This window comes from Thiomonas sp., assembly GCF_034007205.1.
Lineage (GTDB): Bacteria > Pseudomonadota > Gammaproteobacteria > Burkholderiales > Burkholderiaceae_C > Thiomonas.
Genome location: NZ_JAVERI010000010.1, coordinates 59,920 through 75,759, shown reverse-complemented (window position 1 = coordinate 75,759; position 15,840 = coordinate 59,920). Strand labels below are relative to the sequence as shown.

Annotated in this window: 16 protein-coding genes and 1 tRNA gene; 10 read left to right on the top strand and 7 right to left on the bottom strand. The window is 65.4% G+C overall.

The window, feature by feature from the left end; all coding sequences use genetic code 11:
* Positions 1–18 precede the first annotated feature (18 nt).
* Both RBR52_RS09765 and RBR52_RS09760 read right to left on the bottom strand, forming a co-directional pair.
* On the bottom strand, positions 19–831 hold the full coding sequence (locus RBR52_RS09765) for a hypothetical protein (RefSeq protein ID WP_320377020.1): 813 nt from the start codon (positions 829–831) through the stop codon (positions 19–21).
* Positions 832–1,110 (bottom strand): helix-turn-helix domain-containing protein, encoded by a 279-nt coding sequence (locus RBR52_RS09760; protein ID WP_039731095.1) that lies wholly within the window; start codon positions 1,108–1,110, stop codon positions 832–834.
* 180 nt (positions 1,111–1,290) lie between these two features.
* Between RBR52_RS09760 and RBR52_RS09755 the strand changes: the two genes are divergently transcribed.
* From RBR52_RS09755 to RBR52_RS09735, 5 genes are read left to right on the top strand one after another with little or no spacing between them, the layout of a single operon-like run.
* Positions 1,291–1,482 carry a hypothetical protein gene (locus RBR52_RS09755; protein WP_146463126.1) on the top strand — a complete coding sequence of 64 codons (192 nt, stop codon included), beginning with the start codon at positions 1,291–1,293 and terminating at the stop codon, positions 1,480–1,482.
* The gene (locus RBR52_RS09750; protein WP_320377019.1) at positions 1,482–1,919 is read left to right on the top strand and encodes a DUF2924 domain-containing protein; all 438 of its coding nucleotides are present in this window, start codon (positions 1,482–1,484) and stop codon (positions 1,917–1,919) included. Before RBR52_RS09755 ends, RBR52_RS09750 begins: the two co-directional genes overlap by 1 nt.
* A gap of 8 nt (positions 1,920–1,927) precedes the next feature.
* Positions 1,928–3,307, top strand: a complete 1,380-nt coding sequence (locus RBR52_RS09745) for a recombinase family protein (protein ID WP_320377018.1) — start codon at positions 1,928–1,930, stop codon at positions 3,305–3,307.
* Positions 3,307–3,678 carry a site-specific recombinase resolvase gene (locus tag RBR52_RS09740; protein WP_320377017.1) on the top strand — a complete coding sequence of 124 codons (372 nt, stop codon included), beginning with the start codon at positions 3,307–3,309 and terminating at the stop codon, positions 3,676–3,678. Before RBR52_RS09745 ends, RBR52_RS09740 begins: the two co-directional genes overlap by 1 nt.
* Positions 3,675–4,148: a LacI family transcriptional regulator gene (locus RBR52_RS09735; protein WP_319053195.1), complete on the top strand. Its 474-nt coding sequence runs from the start codon at positions 3,675–3,677 to the stop codon at positions 4,146–4,148. Before RBR52_RS09740 ends, RBR52_RS09735 begins: the two co-directional genes overlap by 4 nt.
* Before the next feature lie 308 nt (positions 4,149–4,456).
* On the opposite strand, the gene RBR52_RS09730 is transcribed toward RBR52_RS09735, so the two are convergent.
* A tRNA-Ala gene (locus RBR52_RS09730) sits at positions 4,457–4,532 on the bottom strand.
* Positions 4,533–4,683: 151 nt separating this feature from the next.
* Here RBR52_RS09730 and RBR52_RS09725 point away from each other — a divergent pair.
* Entirely contained in the window at positions 4,684–5,592 is a 909-nt protein-coding gene (locus tag RBR52_RS09725) for an alpha/beta hydrolase (RefSeq protein ID WP_320377016.1), read from the top strand.
* On the opposite strand, the gene RBR52_RS09720 is transcribed toward RBR52_RS09725, so the two are convergent.
* Positions 5,576–6,496, bottom strand: coding sequence for an NAD(P)-dependent oxidoreductase (locus tag RBR52_RS09720; RefSeq protein WP_320377015.1), 921 nt, complete (start codon positions 6,494–6,496; stop codon positions 5,576–5,578). The genes RBR52_RS09725 and RBR52_RS09720 overlap by 17 nt on opposite strands.
* Before the next feature lie 275 nt (positions 6,497–6,771).
* Between RBR52_RS09720 and ahpC the strand changes: the two genes are divergently transcribed.
* The 4 genes from ahpC (at position 6,772) to RBR52_RS09700 (ending at position 10,234) form a co-directional block, all read left to right on the top strand.
* On the top strand, positions 6,772–7,335 hold the full coding sequence (ahpC, locus tag RBR52_RS09715; protein ID WP_320377014.1) for an alkyl hydroperoxide reductase subunit C: 564 nt from the start codon (positions 6,772–6,774) through the stop codon (positions 7,333–7,335).
* An 85-nt stretch (positions 7,336–7,420) separates the two neighbouring features.
* The gene (gene ahpF, locus RBR52_RS09710; RefSeq protein ID WP_320377013.1) at positions 7,421–9,010 is read left to right on the top strand and encodes an alkyl hydroperoxide reductase subunit F; all 1,590 of its coding nucleotides are present in this window, start codon (positions 7,421–7,423) and stop codon (positions 9,008–9,010) included.
* A gap of 64 nt (positions 9,011–9,074) precedes the next feature.
* Positions 9,075–9,863: a peroxide stress protein YaaA gene (gene yaaA / locus RBR52_RS09705; RefSeq protein ID WP_320377012.1), complete on the top strand. Its 789-nt coding sequence runs from the start codon at positions 9,075–9,077 to the stop codon at positions 9,861–9,863.
* The gene (locus tag RBR52_RS09700) at positions 9,860–10,234 is read left to right on the top strand and encodes an arsenate reductase (protein ID WP_320377011.1); all 375 of its coding nucleotides are present in this window, start codon (positions 9,860–9,862) and stop codon (positions 10,232–10,234) included. Before yaaA ends, RBR52_RS09700 begins: the two co-directional genes overlap by 4 nt.
* Here the strand turns inward: RBR52_RS09700 and RBR52_RS09695 are convergent.
* Genes RBR52_RS09695 through RBR52_RS09685 form a run of 3 tightly spaced genes read right to left on the bottom strand, consistent with a single transcriptional unit; the run spans position 10,214 to position 15,837 of the window.
* On the bottom strand, positions 10,214–11,476 hold the full coding sequence (locus tag RBR52_RS09695; protein WP_320377010.1) for a GMC family oxidoreductase N-terminal domain-containing protein: 1,263 nt from the start codon (positions 11,474–11,476) through the stop codon (positions 10,214–10,216). The genes RBR52_RS09700 and RBR52_RS09695 overlap by 21 nt on opposite strands.
* A 31-nt stretch (positions 11,477–11,507) precedes the next feature.
* Positions 11,508–14,366 carry an aconitate hydratase gene (locus tag RBR52_RS09690; RefSeq protein WP_320377009.1) on the bottom strand — a complete coding sequence of 953 codons (2,859 nt, stop codon included), beginning with the start codon at positions 14,364–14,366 and terminating at the stop codon, positions 11,508–11,510.
* Positions 14,367–14,385: 19 nt separating this feature from the next.
* Positions 14,386–15,837, bottom strand: coding sequence for a bifunctional 2-methylcitrate dehydratase/aconitate hydratase (locus tag RBR52_RS09685; protein WP_320377008.1), 1,452 nt, complete (start codon positions 15,835–15,837; stop codon positions 14,386–14,388).
* Between the last annotated feature and the right edge of the window lie 3 nt (positions 15,838–15,840).

Sequence of the window (15,840 nt, the reverse complement as noted above, 5' to 3'; positions counted from 1 at the left end):
ACAGGCGGTAGATCCTGGTCAGCGCATCGTGGCCTCCTGAGTGGTCAGGCCATATCGGTTTAGACGTACTTGGATGAACCGTGGATTGACACCGAAGCGCGTCGCCAAGGCTTTCTCGAAGCGATCCATCTCCAAGACTCCCAGGTCGCCGTTCGCCTTGATGCGCATGGCCGTGCCGGGGTGGTCGGGATCGGTTGAAGGATGGCGATGGATGGTGATGTCGTGCTGGGGCGCAAGCTCTTCGACGGCGGCAATGATGCGTTGGCGAGGCACCAGCAAGGAGCCCATGAACTCGTTGGCGCGCAGTTCGGCGAAGTGTTCTTCCGTCGTTGGCTTCGCAGATAGTGACTTGGACAGATGGTCGCTGTCCGGCGTCGTGGTGCGGTAGGCGCGTTGCATCGTCGGTTCGATGTCATCGAACAATCCGGGGCCCTTACTGCCCTGAACAACCCAGCCGGGGGCGTCGAACACGGCGTGGCCCAGCTCGTGGGCCAAGGTGCTGAGGGCCAGCAGTTCGCTGAGACTCTCTCCCACGGGCGAGATGGACACCATCGCGGCGTCGGGCATAGCGGGGTCGAATTCACAGACGCCGAATACGTGGTTGCCTTGCTCGTCATGCACGGCGTAGTCGGTGCTGACCTCCAGCGCGAAGTCGATGCCGTTGATCTTCAGGCCTGAGATCTGCCGCAGCGCGTCGAAAGAAACGGCATCGATGCTGTCCGCGACCAGTTGCTGGCGCGCGGTCGCGGCGATGCGTTCGACCTCAATGTGCTTGATGTACAGGGGGCGCTTCCGGTCGCAGCACCGGTAGTCGAGAGTCAGTACCGCCATTCACTTCTTCTCCGTCACGTTCCGGCGGTACATCCGAACCAGGTTGCCAACATCATCGCGGATGTCGGGCGGCAGGCGACTGGCCTCGACGAAAGCGTCGTCGGCGCTGATGCCAAGGATCTCGGCCGCCTTACGGATCAGCTCGTCCTTGGGCGGTTTTTCCATGTCGCGCTCGATGCGCGACCAGTAGGCGGGTGATATCTCCAGCTGGCGCGCAAAGTCATTCATCTGAATGCCTTTCTCTTCGCGCTTCTTGCGGATGAATGCTCCAAAGGGCATGGTTGTGACCTGATTGCGTGATTAGTTAACGACGGATGGTAGAGGCCAAGAGGCACTCTGTCAACTGTTTCGTTAACGCGCAATGGATTCATGGCTGGCGGGCACGATTACCCTGCGTTGCCATCCGCTTCGGAAGATCAGGCTCACTATCCCTGACGGTTGCAATTCCTCGGAGCCGTCATGAAGAACCTCGAACTCGCATCTCCCCCAGAGATGAGCGCCAGCGCCCGTGCTGGCGAAATCGCCGCCATCCTTGCGGCTGCCATCGTCCGCACCCTTGCTGCGGATGAGCCGAAACAGAGAGAAGTTGGCCTTGGCTTCCTGCCCGACCAGCGCGTTCATACAACCCCCTATCAACAGGAGAAGTTGTGATGAACGAGAAACAAGCATCCGTCGCGGCACGGATCGCGGAGCTGGCCTGCCTGCCGATGTCCGAGCTCTGGACGGTGTGGGATCGGTATTTCCCGCGCCGCCCGGACTACCCGAACCGCACGCACGTCGAGTCCCGTCTCGCCTACAAGCTGCAGGAGGAAGCCTTCGGTGGCCTTGCGCCCGAGACCAAGCAGCGCCTGGAAGCCATCGGCGCAAAACACTCCAAGATCAAGCTGCGGGCCAAGCCGCGCGAGTTCGATTTCGCGCCGGGCACGATCCTGCTGCGCGAATGGGGCGAGCGCGAACACCGGGTGACAGTCACCGCCGAGGGGCTGTTTGAGTACCAGGGGCGCAACTTCAAGAGCCTGACGGCAGTGGCCCGCCACATCACCGGCGCCCACTGGTCGGGGCCGCTGTTCTTTGGCCTGATCAAGTGAGGTGCGCGATGAACGAGATCGCCAGCCCCAAGGCCCGCAAGCGCTGCGCCGTCTACTGCCGGGTGTCCTCGGATGAACGGCTTGACCAGGAGTTCAACTCCATCGACGCGCAGAAGGAGGCGGGCCACGCTTTTGTGGCCAGCCAGCGATCCGAGGGTTGGATTCCGGTGGCCGACGACTATGACGACCCTGGCTTCTCCGGCGGCAACACGGATCGGCCGGGACTGAAACGCCTGATGGCGGACATCGAGCGCGGCCAGATCGACATCGTGGTGGTCTACAAGATCGACCGCCTGACGCGCAGCTTGGCCGACTTCTCCAAGATGGTTGAAGTGTTCGAACGCCACGGGGTGTCCTTCGTGTCGGTCACCCAGCAGTTCAACACCACCACCTCGATGGGTCGGCTGATGCTCAACGTCCTGCTGTCCTTCGCCCAGTTTGAGCGTGAGGTCACCGGCGAGCGCATCCGCGACAAGATCGCCGCCGCCAAGCGCAAGGGGATGTGGATGGGCGGCGTCCCACCCCTGGGTTACGACGTCGACAACCGCCTCTTGGTCATCAACGAAACCGAGGCGGCGGTGGTGCGCCGTATCTTCGAGGAGATGCTGACCATCGGCTCGCCCACCCAGATCGCCGTCAACCTCACCGCCGACGGCATCACGACCAAGGCCTGGACGACGCTGGAGGGCCAGACCCGCAGCGGCACGCGCATCGACAAGAAGTACCTGCACAAGCTGCTGCGCAACCGCATCTACCTGGGGGAGTTGTCGCACAAGGGGAGCTGGTACCCCGGCGCTCACCCGCCGATCATCGACCAGGAGCTTTGGGACAAGGTCCACGCGGTGCTGGCCAGGGATGGGCACGCCCGGTCGGTGGAAACCAAGATCCGGTCGCGCACCGACGCCTTGCTGCGCGGCCTGCTGTACGCCCCCTCGGGCGAACGGATGTACCCGACCTACTCGCGCAAGAACGGGCGCAAGTACCACTACTACGTGTCCAAGTCGGAAAGCCGATTCGGGGCACCGGGCAAGAGTTATGAGCGCCTACCAGCGCCGGAGATTGAGGCGGCGGTGGTAGCCCAGATCCGCACGGTGCTGACCAGCCCGGAATCCATCGCATCGGTGGTGCGCCACATCCAGCGCAACGGCGCTCAGATCGACGAGGCCACCACGGTGATGGCGATGGGACGGCTCAACAATGTGTGGGATCAGTTGTTCCCGGTCGAGCGCCACCGCATCGCCAACCTGATGATCGAGCGCATCGACCTCGTCCACGTCGGCGAGGTGCAGGGCATCAAGGTGAAGTGGCGGGAACTTGGCTGGGACGCCCTGATCGGCGAGTTCGCCCCAAGGGGCATCGGCGCGGAACTGGTGGAGGTCGAAGCCTGATGGACGACACACTGGAAACCTTTGTGCCCCTGACATTCCGCCGCCGGGGCGCGCGGCGGGTGGCCGCCGACGACCGCCATGTTCACGATGTGACGCTGCTGGAGGGGGTGGCACGCGGTTTCTACTGGCAGCACCTCGTGGACACCGGTGTGATGAAGAGTGGATCAGACATTGCCCGGGCCGAAGGACTGCACCCCTCGGTGCCCAACGAGCTGATGCGCCTGACCCTACTCGCGCCTGACATCCTCGAACTGCTGATGGCCGGGCGGCAGCCTCGCCGGATGAACCTGATCTGGTTCCAGCGCAACCCGCTGCCGGTGGATTGGGTGGCGCAACGCCAGATCGTGAAGCGCTTTGAGGAGGACGCATGAGCAAGAAGCACCGGGGCCGGTTCAAGGGTGATCCGGTCACCTATCAACTGCCGAACCCGGCAGGCGGCGTGCAACTGGAAACCTTCGTGCCCTGGACGCTGGTGAAGCGGGGGCTGAAGAAGCAGGTCATCACGCCCTTGGACGCGCCGCAGGAATTTCTGTCCGAGGCCACCCGGGAGCGGGAAGCCCGGTCGGCCGCGCAGGACACCGCGTTGATGCGGGCGCTTGGACTGGCGCACCACTGGCAACGCCTGCTGGATGAGCAGCGGGCGGCATCGGTGGCCGAGATCGCCAAGGCCGAAGGCATGGACGTGACGCAGGTGCGCCGGGTCATGCGGCTGACGCTCCTGGCCCCGGAGGTCGTGGAACGGCTGGTGGGCTCGCCCGATGCCGTGCTGGAGAAAGTGATGCGCCGCCCCTGGCCCAACGGCTGGGGCGACCAGATGCGCGTGCTCGCGCCACCCGGGTGAGCGCGTCGCACCCAGCGCCAGCAACCGCCTGCGGGCGGTTTTTTTTGCGGCCGCTCGGCACTCGGTCGCCACCGCTACAGGAGTTGCCAACCACAACCGACCGCCTCTAAACCCGCGCCAGCAAAGGAAATGGCCTCGAGAACGCTCGCGTGCCCACCAGAGAAAACGGAGAACAGAGAGGCGTCGGCGGGGCCGAAAGCGCCGCCTTCGCAGGGGCGGCGCTCGCGAGGCCAGGCCCGGAAACCGCGCCAACACTGGGGGAACGGGCAAAAAAAATCCCAACCGATGAGGGTTGGGATTTTGTGTGTTGGTGGACCGAAGGAGGATCGAACTCCCGACCTCTGCATTGCGAACGCAGCGCTCTCCCAGCTGAGCTATCGGCCCGAAAGCCGCAATCATAACCGACGCGGCCGATGGGCAGCGCCGGCTCGGTTCGAGCGGCAATGGTAACGAACGGTATCTTCGATGGTGAGGTGCGACCTCCCGCCCTACCATCGGTGCGTGACAAATCCGTATTCAGGCCCGATGGGGTGGGATGATGCGTTACGACGCTGCGGTGCTCGACCGCCAATTCGACAATCGCGAACTGGTGCCCGACTGGGCTGACTATCTCGCGCGCTGGAAGCGCGATTCGCAGGAGGCGCGGCTGAACTGGCCCTGTCTGCTCGATCTGCAGTATGGCGATGCCATCACGCAGACGCTGGACTGGTTCGCTCCGGCGGCTACAGGGCTGGCGCCTTGCCTGGTGTTCATCCACGGTGGCTGGTGGCGTTCGTTGGACAAGGCCGATCACAGTTTCATCGCGCCGCCGTTCGTGGCGCGCGGGGTGCATGTGGTGGTGGTGAATTACGCCCTTGCTCCCGGAGCGACGCTGCAGCAGATCGTGGGCGACGTGGTGCAGGCGCTGGCGTGGGTGTGGCGGCGGGCGCAGGACTTTGGCGTGGATCGCTCGCGCATCGTGCTGGCGGGGCATTCGGCGGGAGCGCATCTGGCGGCGATGATGCTGGCCTGCCGCTTCGACTGGTACGGCGACGATCTGCCGTCGCAGATTCCATCCGGTGCGCTGGCGCTGTCGGGGGTGTACGACCTGGAGGCGGTGCGCAAGACGGCGTTTTTGCAGCGCGATCTGAAGCTCACGCAGCATTCGGCGCGGGCGCTGTCTCCGGCGTGGCTGCCCCCCGCCGGGCCGGCGCCGCTGGTTCTGGCCGTCGGTGCGGATGAATCCGAGGCGTTTCATGCGCAGGCCCGGTTGATGCACCGCCATTGGCCCGTATCGGGAAAGACTTGGGTCGTGCCCGGAGCGCATCATTTTTCGGCCCTGGACGCGCTGGTGCAGCCGGGGTCTGCGTTGCACGCGCGTCTGTGGGATTTGATGGGCCTGCCCGAGCGCGGGCGCGTGAGCCAAAGCGCGAACGCCAGGCAAGCGCTCACTCCGGTCGATTGAACCCGCGCTGTTGCGATTCCAGTACGCGCAGCAGGCTGGAGGTGTCGTCCCGTCCCCAGCCCGACTGCATCAGCGCCTGGAGCTGACGTTGCACCTGCTCCAGTGCGGGCAGATGCAGCCCTGCGGCCTGGGCCGACGCGGCGATCAGGCCGAAATCCTTGGCGTGCAGCCGGGCCTCAATGCCGGCGGCGAAATCGCGGTCGGCCATCTTCGGTCCCATCAGGTCGAGCATGCGGCTGCCGGCAAAACCGGTGGAAATCGCGCCGAGCACCGCGTGAGCGTCCACCCCTTGCTGCGCGGCATAGAGCAAAGCCTCGGCGATGGCTTCGATGGTGACGACCTGAATGAGCTGATTGCAGGCCTTGGCCACCTGGCCGCTGCCGCTGGGGCCGACGTGCCGCAGGTTTTGTCCCAGGGCGCGCAGCAGGGGCAGGGCACGCTCGAAGACCGCCGCATCGCCGCCGACCATGATGCTCAGGCTGGCCTCGCGCGCGCCGCGCACGCCGCCCGATACGGGGGCATCGAGAAAGTGCAGGCCCACGGCTTGAAGCGTTTGCGCGATTTCACGGGCGCCTTCCGCTGAGATGGTGCTGTGGTCGATGCACACCGCTCCGGGCCGCGCGCCATGCATCGCACCCTCCGGGCCGCACAGCACCGTGCGCACGTCCTCGGTCGAGGTGACGTTGGTGAAAATGAATTCGGCGCCCTGCGCAGCCTCGGCCGGGGTGGGGCAGTCCGGCACGCCGAGTTCGGCGGCGACTGCACGGCTGCGGTCGCTGCGGGCGTAGGTGGCGGCCCTGCAGCCCAGTTGCAGCAGATGGCTGAGCATGGGCGCGCCCATGGCGCCCAGGCCGATGAAGGCAATGGAAGCGCCGGGGCAGCTTGAGTCGTGGCGTCGTGGCATAGACAGAGGTGTTTCTGGCGTAGAAATAGACTTTTCGCAAAGGATATAGCGCTGGTCTATGGTGCATATTGAAAGCGCTCATTGGACGCTTTCACGCGCAGTCCCTACAGTGTGCACTGCAGCATCCATGAAGGTAAAACCTTCTCGCAAGGAAACCGGCCGTCCCAAGTTTCCTTGGCCCCCGCGGGGGCGGGCTGGGTGAAGCCCGGACCTGCGGGCACTCAAAGCAAGACGGCAAAAAACCGAACGTCAACAGCAACCTCAAGGAGTTTCACATGTCTCTGATCAATACCGAAGTCAAACCCTTCAAGGCCACCGCCTTCCAGAACGGCAAGTTTTTCGACGTGACCGAAGCCGACCTGAAGGGCAAATGGTCGGTCGTGGTGTTCTACCCCGCCGACTTCACCTTCGTCTGCCCGACCGAGCTCGAAGACCTGGCCGACAACTACGAGACCTTCAAGTCCTTGGGGGTGGAAATTTACAGCGTGTCCACCGACACCCATTTCGCCCACAAGGCCTGGCATGACACCTCGGACGCGATCAAAAAGGTGAAGTACCCCATGATCGGCGACCCGACCGGCGCCTTGACCCGCAATTTCGACGTGATGATCGAAGAAGAGGGTGTGGCGCTGCGCGGCACTTTCGTGATCGATCCGCAGGGCGTGATCAAGCTGTGCGAAATCCACGACAACGGCATCGGCCGCGACGCCAAGGAGCTGCTGCGCAAGGTGCAGGCCGCGCAGTATGTGGCGGCGCATCCGGGTGAAGTCTGCCCGGCCAAGTGGAAGGAAGGCGCGGCCACGCTCAAGCCTTCGCTCGATCTGGTCGGCAAGATCTGAGCGGCCCAAGGGCCGGGTTGCGCCCGGCCCAGACTGCCCCGCCGGGTTGCGCCCGGCCCAGACTGCCATACCCTGAAGGAGCGCCATGCTCGACGACACTCTGCTTTCCCAACTCAAGGCCTATCTTGAGCGCGTGACCCAGCCGTTTGCGCTCGTGGCCTCGCTCGACGACAGCGAGAACGCCGCGCAGATGCGTGCCCTGCTGGAGCAGATCGCGGGTCTTTCCGACAAGATTTCGGTGCGGCTCGATGGCGCCGATGCGCGCCGGCCCTCTTTCGCCCTGGAGCGCATATCGGGCGCACCGCTGCATTTGCGGTTTGCCGCAATTCCGTTGGGCCACGAATTCACCTCGCTGGTGCTGGCGCTGTTGTGGACGGGCGGGCATCGGCCCAAGGTCGAGCCCGAGACCCTCGAGGCCATCCGCCAGCTCGACGGCGACTATCGCTTCGAGGTGTATATGTCGCTGAGCTGCCATAACTGCCCGGACGTGGTGCAGGCGCTTTCGCTCATGGCCGTGCTCAACCCCCGGGTGCAGACCGTCATCATCGACGGGGCGCTGTATCAAGGCGAGGTCGAGGCGCGGCAGATCATGGCCGTGCCCACGGTGTATCTGAACGGCGAGTTGTTCGCCAGCGGCCGCATGGATGCGGCGGAGATCGTGGCCAGGCTCGACGGCGGCTCTGCGCAGCGCGATGCCGTCAGGCTCGATGCCAAGGCGCCTTACGACGTATTGATCGTCGGCGGTGGCCCGGCTGGCGCGGCCGCTGCGGTGTACGCCGCGCGCAAGGGGTTGCGCGTGGGCCTGGCGGCCGAGCGTTTCGGCGGGCAGGTCAACGACACGCTGGCCATCGAGAACTACATTTCGGTGCTGGAGACCGACGGCCCGAAGTTCGCCGCTGCGCTGGAATCCCACGTGCGCCAGTATGGGGTGGAGATCCTCGATCGCCAACGGGCCGAGAAGCTCATTGCGGCCACGCAGGCTGGCGGCATGATCACGGTCGAGTTCGCCAGTGGCGGACGGTTGCAGGCGCGCAGTGTCATTCTTGCCACCGGCGCGCGCTGGCGCAACGTCAACGTGCCGGGTGAGGCGCAGTACCGCAACAAGGGCGTGGCCTACTGTCCGCATTGCGACGGCCCGCTGTTCAAGGGCAAGCGCGTGAGCGTGATCGGCGGGGGCAACTCGGGCGTGGAGGCCGCCATCGATCTGGCGGGTCTGGCCGCGCACGTCACCCTGCTGGAATTCGCCCCCGAACTGCGCGCCGACGCCGTGCTGGTGAGCAAGCTGCGCAGCCTGTCCAATGTCACCATCCACACCGGCGCGCAAACCACCGATATCACGGGCGACGGCAGCAAGGTGAATGGCCTGAACTACACCGACCGCGTTTCGGGCGAAAGCCACCATCTGGCACTCGAAGGCGTATTCGTGCAAATCGGCCTCGTGCCCAATACCGAGTGGCTCAAGAATGCGGTGGAACTGAGCAAGTTCGGCGAAATCGTGGTCGATGCCAAGGGTCAGACCTCGGTGCCGGGCGTGATGGCCGCGGGCGACGCCACCACCGTGCCTTACAAGCAGATCGTGATCGCCGCGGGCGATGGAGCGAAAGCGGCGCTCAGCGCCTTCGACTATCTCATCCGCACGCCGCTGCTGCAGACGGCACAAGCCATGACCACCTGAATCTGCATGCAAGCGGGGTGGGGTCGATACACTGGCACTGCTCCCAGACTTTGTGAGAACCGATATGTTGTTGATGGTCCTGTCCCCCGCCAAATCGCTCGACTACACCACCCCGCCCACTACCTCGCTTGCCACCCAGCCGCAGTTCACCCAACAGGCCAAGGTGCTGGTGGACGGTCTGCGCCGGCAGAGCCCGCAACAACTCGGCGCGCTGATGGGTATTTCCGACAAGCTCGCCGCGCTCAATGCGGCCCGCTTTGCCGAATGGCAACCCCGGTTCACTTCCGAAGACAGCAAACAGGCGGTGCTGGCGTTCAACGGCGATGTCTACGAAGGGCTGGACGCAGGCAGCCTGAGCGAAGCCGATCTGCAATGGGCGCAGCAGCATCTGCGCATTCTCAGCGGTCTGTATGGGGTGTTGCGCCCGCTCGATCTGATGCGCCCCTACCGGCTGGAAATGGGCACGCCCTGGCCCAATGCCAAGGGCAAGGATTTGTACGCCTACTGGGGCACGCAGATCGCAGAAAGTCTGGGTGCCGACCTCGCGGCGGGCGAGGGCGAGCCGGTGCTGGTCAATCTGGCCTCCGACGAATACTTCCGCAGCGTCGATCGCAAGGCGCTTCAGGCGCGTGTGGTGCAGCCGGTGTTTCAGGACGGCACGCCGCAGACCGGCTACAAAATCGTGAGCTTTTACGCCAAGCGGGCGCGCGGGCTGATGGCTCGCTACGCCATCCTGCATCGCCTGACGGAAGTGGAGGCGCTCAAAGCATTCGACACCGAGGGCTACCGCTTCGTCCCCGAGGCGTCCAAGCCCGATCAGTGGATTTTCCGTCGCGACAAGGTGTCGGCATGAGTGCGATGCCAACCCTGACGGTTTACGGTTTGAGCCAGTGCGACAGCGTCAAGCGCGCGCGGCAGTGGCTGCAGTCGCAGGGCCTGGACTACTCATTCGTCGATTTCAAGAAAACCCCGCCCAGCGCCGCCCAGATTTCGGCCTGGGCCGAGGCGGTCGGCTGGGAAGCGCTGCTGAACAAGCGCGGCACCACCTGGCGCAAGCTCGATGCGGCCACGCAGGCCAGCGTGATCGACGCGCCCAGTGCGGTGGTTGTCCTGGCGCAGCATCCCAGCGCTATCAAGCGGCCCGTGGTCGAGGCGGGCGGGCAGTTGTTGGTGGGTTTCGACGAGGCGACGTGGCGTGAGGCGCTATCCCCCGGGCTGCGATAGACGCCAGGCGAGCTCGCTGCCCAGTGCCAGCAGGGTGAGGGTGGGCGGCAGGCCCCAGGGCTCTGGAATGACCGAGGCGTCGCACACATGCAGGTTCGGGCTGTGGCAGCTCAGGCGCTCGTCGAGCAGTTCGCCCAGACGCACCGAACCGCCCGGATGCGCGGCGATCCAGGGCGAGGCGTAAGGCTTGCCCGCACCGGCGGCCTTCAACACCGCGCGGGCCTGTTCGACGCCCGTGCGCATTTTCAGCCGGTCGCCCGGGCCGAAGCGCCGCCAGGGGCGTCCGTGGGCGTCGATGCGTCCTTCGATGTCGTCGCGGATTTTGACCATGATCATCGCGGTGTGGCCGTAGCCGAGCAACTGGTCGGGCCGACCCGCGGCCCAGGTGAAGGCGCGGAAAAAATGCGCCGGAACGGTGATGTCCGACAGCATCAAACCCGCTTCGAAGTCGTAGTAACCGGCGGACATGGAAATGTCCTGCGCCTGCCGGGCGACGGGCACATGGGCCATGACGATGCGCAAGGGGTCGCAGAAAAATCCGTTGCCCGCCTGTTCCACGCCGCTTTGCTGCAGGATGGCGGGGCTGGCGATGCCGCCTGCACTCAGGATGACCCGCCCGGCGCGGAAGATCTGTGCCTCACCGTTCTGGCGCGCCTCCACCCCGACGGCCAGGCCGCGTTCGAACAACACCCGCGAGACCTGGACGCCGCAACACAGCTCGGCGCCATGCGCCACCGCCTGCTCCAGCAGCGCGTGCGCCGACCAGAAGGCCTCGGGCGGACAGCCTGCCTGCGTGCAGCGCGACTGGTCGATCATTTTCGGCAGCGGCTGCCAGGGCAGACCGAGAGACTGCCCGGACTGCATCAGCAGCGAGGGAATCGGCGCGAGCAGATCGTCGCGCAAGGGCGCGTGCGGCAATTCGCACTGCACCCGTTGCAGCGCCGCTCGGAGGTCGAGGCCGTGACGGGCGAACAGCGCCAGCGGCGGGGGCGTGGCGGTGTGATAGAAGGTGACCGAGCCGCCGCCCACCCGCAGGCTGCGCAGCAGCACCACGCCGGGCGCGATGTGCATCGCCTCCTTGCGACGCAGCAGTCCCAGCAGTTGGTTGCCGGGCGGCGGGCCCGAACCGCGTTCCAGAATGCGCACGCGCGCTCCGGCGCGGGCCAGATCGCGCGCCACCATGGCGCCGGCCGGACCGGACCCGACCACGAGGACGTCGGGTATCGGTGAGACGTCCGTCATGCGGCAAGGGCGCTGGATCAGGGCCGCGCGCTCAGGCGGCGAGCAGTTGCCGCAGCACGAAGGGCAGGATGCCGCCGTGCTGGTAATAGTCGACCTCGATCGGGGTGTCGATGCGCAGCCTGAGCTTGACCTCCTGCCGGCTGCCATCCGCGCGGGTGATGACCAGTAGCGCATCCTGCTGCGGGCGCAGGCTGTCGCCCAGGTCGATGTCGAAGGTCTCATTGCCCGCGATGCCCAGCGATTCCCACGAATCGTTGCCGAGGAACTGCAGCGGCAGCACGCCCATGCCGACCAGGTTGGAGCGGTGGATGCGCTCGAAGCTGCGCGCCACCACCGCCTTCACGCCCAGGAGCTGCGTGCCCTTGGCGGCCCAGTCGCGGCTGGAGCCGGTGCCGTACTCCTCGCCGGCGAAGATCACCGTGGGGGTGCACTCGGCGATGTACTGCATCGCCGCATCGAAGATGAACATTTTCTTGCCCGAGGGCTGCAACAGGGTCACGCCGCCTTCCTCGCGCGAGCCGTCCGCTCCCGGCGGGATCATCAGGTTCTTGATGCGCACATTGGCGAAGGTGCCGCGCATCATCACCTCGTGGTTGCCGCGGCGCGAGCCGTAGGAATTGAAGTCGGCCTTGAGCACGCCGTGGGCCAGCAGCCATTGCCCGGCGGGCGAGGTTTCCTTGATCGGGCCGGCGGGTGAGATGTGATCGGTAGTGACCGAATCGCCGAACAGCGCCAGCGCGCGCGCGCGCTGCACCTTCAGCGACGTGGCGGCGGGCTGCATGCCGAACCCGGCGAAGAACGGCGGCTCGGCGATGTAGGTGCTCCTGGGCCAGTCGTACACCTGTCCCTTGACGCCTTCGATCTTTTTCCACAGTTTGCCCGGATGGGTGGCGACCTGGGCGTAGTTTTCGCGGAATACCTTGGGATTCATCGCGAACTTCATCAGCTTGTCGATTTCTTCGCTGCTCGGCCAGATGTCGCCCAGATACACCGGCTTGCCGCCCTTGCCATAGCCCACCGGCTCGGTCATCAGGTCGCGGCGCATCGTGCCGGCTATGGCGTAGGCCACGACCAGCGGCGGGCTGGCGAGGAAGTTCGCCTTGATGTTGGGGTGGATGCGCGCTTCGAAGTTGCGGTTGCCCGAAAGCACGGCGGCGCACACCAGATCGTTGGCGGTGATGGTGGCTTCGATGTCAGGAGCCAGCGGCCCGGCGTTGCCGATGCAGGTGGTACAGCCATAGCCCACGAGGTAGAAGCCCAGTTTTTCGAGATAAGGCAGCAGACCCGCCTTTTCCAGATACTCGGTGACCACGCGCGAGCCTGGGGCCAGCGAGGTCTTGATGTGCTTCTTCACCTTGAGGCCGGCTTCGACCGCCTTTTTGGCGAGCAGCCCGGCAGCCAGCAGCACGCTGGGGTTGGAGGTGTTGGTGCACGAGGTGATGGCGGCGATGAGCACGTCGCCATCGGCGATGTCCAGTCTGGACGATTCTGCCGCCAGCTTGGCGTGGGCATGCGCGGCGCTGCGGGTGGAGCGATTGTCGACCATCTCGATCACGTCGCGTTCGGCACCCGCGGCAGCCTCGGGGCCGTCGCCATTGCTCTTGCCATCGGCACTGACCGGGAACCGCTGGTTCAGGCGCTCGGCTGGCTGGTTGAAGCCGTTTTCGGCGGCGGGCCTGGAGAACAGCGCTTCGAACTGGGTTTTGACGCTGCCCAGTGCGATGCGGTCCTGCGGCCGCTTCGGGCCGGCCAGCGAGGGCTCGACCGTGGACAGATCGAGGGTGAGGGTCTGCGAGTAATCGATCTGCCCGGCCTTGGGCACGCCGAACAGCTTCTGCGCCTTGAAGTAGGCCTCGAACAACTCGATTTCGCTCTTGGTGCGTCCGGTGCCCTTGAAGTAGTCGAGGGTTTTGTCGTCCACCGGGAAAAAGCCCATCGTGGCCCCGTATTCGGGGGCCATATTGCCGATGGTGGCGCGGTCGGTGACCGACAGGCTGGCGGTGCCTTCGCCGAAGAATTCGACGAACTTGCCCACCACCTTGGCCTTGCGCAGCATTTCGGTGACGGTCAGCACGAGGTCGGTGGCGGTCACGCCGCCCCGCAGCGCGCCCTTGAGCTCCACGCCGACCACGTCGGGGGTGAGCAAGTACACCGGCTGGCCGAGCATCGCGGCTTCGGCTTCGATGCCGCCCACGCCCCAGGCCACCACGCCGATGCCGTTGATCATGGTGGTGTGGCTGTCGGTGCCCACCAGGGTGTCGGGGTAGGCCACGCCGTCCTGGGTCTTGTGCACGCCGCGGGCGAGATATTCGAGGTTGACCTGGTGCACGATGCCGAAGCCGGGCGGCACGACGCCGAAGGTATCGAAGGCCTGCATGCCCCATTTCATGAACTGGTAACGCTCGCGGTTGCGCTGGAACTCGATCTGCATGTTCAGGTCGAGCGCCTTTTTGTTGCCGTAGCTGTCGACCATCACCGAGTGATCCACCACCAGATCGACCGGCACCAGCGGCTCGATGGACTTGGGGCTTTTGTGCAACTGCTTTGCTGCGCCGCGCATCGCGGCCAGATCGACCAGCAGCGGCACGCCGGTGAAGTCCTGCAGCACCACGCGGGCGACGACGAAGGGAATTTCATCGGTGCGCTCGGCGTTGGGCTTCCAGCCCGCAAGCTGTTTGACGTGCTCTGGGCTGACTTTCTTGCCGTCGCAATTGCGCAGCACCGACTCCAGCACGATGCGGATGGACACCGGCAGACGCGACAAGTCCATGCCCAGCTCTTTGGCGAGCTGGGGCAGGGAATAGAACTGGGCCGATTTGCCCGAGGCGGTACTGAAGGTCTTGCGCGTGCTGGCGTAGGCGTGCGCGGCGCTGGCGGGTTGGGCTGGCATGGGGGGTCTCCGGGGGCACTCAGATGACGTACAGATCGACGTACTCGTGCACGGGCATGGATTCAAGCAGGTTCTGATCGAGCGACACGTCGAGAATGGTTTTTTGCTGTTTGGCCGGAAAGCGCCGCGCCAGGTTGGTGCGGAACTTGGCTTCGAGCAGCGGGATGCCGTCGGCGCGACGGCGCCTGTGGCCGATGGGGTATTCGACGGCGACCTCGGGCAGCACCGTGCCGTCGCTCAGCGTGACGGTGAGCGCGTTGGCGATCGAGCGTTTGTCGGGGTCGTGGTAGTCGCGGGTGTACTGCGGGTCCTCCACGCAGGTGATCCTGTCGCGCAGCGCGTCGATGCGCGGGTCGGCGGCGACTTCGTCCTCATAGTCGGCGGCGGTCAGACGGCCGAAAATCAGCGGCACCGCCACCATGTACTGGATGCAGTGGTCGCGGTCCGCCGGGTTGGCGAGCGGGCCTTTCTTGTCGATGATGCGCATGCACGCCTCGTGGGTGCGGATGCGGATGGCGGCGATGTCCTCGGCGGTCTTTCCCAGGTTGCGCAGGGTGCGGTGAAGCTGCATCGCCGCCTCGACTGCGGTCTGCGCATGGAACTCCGCCGGGAAGCTGATCTTGAACAGCACGTTTTCCATCACATAGCTGCCGTAGGGCCGCTGGAATTTGAACGGCTGGCCGCGAAAGCTCACGTCGTAGAACCCCCAGGTCTTGGCGGTGAGCACGCTCGGGTAGCCCATTTCTCCGGTTTTGGCGATCAGCGCCAGCCGCACCCCGCGGCTGGTGGCGTCGCCCGCCGCCCAGCTCTTGCGGCTGCCGGTGTTCGGGGCGTGGCGGTAGGTGCGCAGGCTCTGGCCGTCGACCCAGGCGAGCGACACCGCGTTGATGATTTCGTCGCGCGTCAGGCCGAGCATGCGCGCGACAACGGCGGTGGTGGCGACCTTGACCAGCACCACATGGTCGAGACCGACCCGGTTGAAGCTGTTTTCCAGCGCGATCACCCCCTGGATTTCGTGCGCCTGGATCATCGCGGTGAGCACGTCCCGCAGGGTCAGGGGCTTCTTGCCGGCAGCGACGGCGTTGCGGCTGAGCCAGTCGGCCACGGCGAGGATTCCGCCGAGGTTGTCCGAGGGGTGGCCCCATTCGGCGGCAAGCCAGGTGTCGTTGAAGTCCAGCCAGCGGATCATCGCGCCGATGTTGAACGCCGCCTGCACCGGGTCGAGCTGGAACTGCGTGCCCGGCACCCTGGCGCCGTGGGGGACGATCGTGCCCGGCACGACAGGGCCGAGCAGCTTGGTGCAGGCGGGGTACTCAAGCGCTTCCAGTCCGCATCCCAGGGTATCGATCAGGCAGTTGCGCGCGGTCTGGTAGGCCAGCGTGCTGTCGATGTCGGTCTTGAGGACGTAGTCGGCGATGTCGACCAGAACCTGGTCGGGGGAAGGGCGGACGTTGGAAATCGCTGAGGACATGGA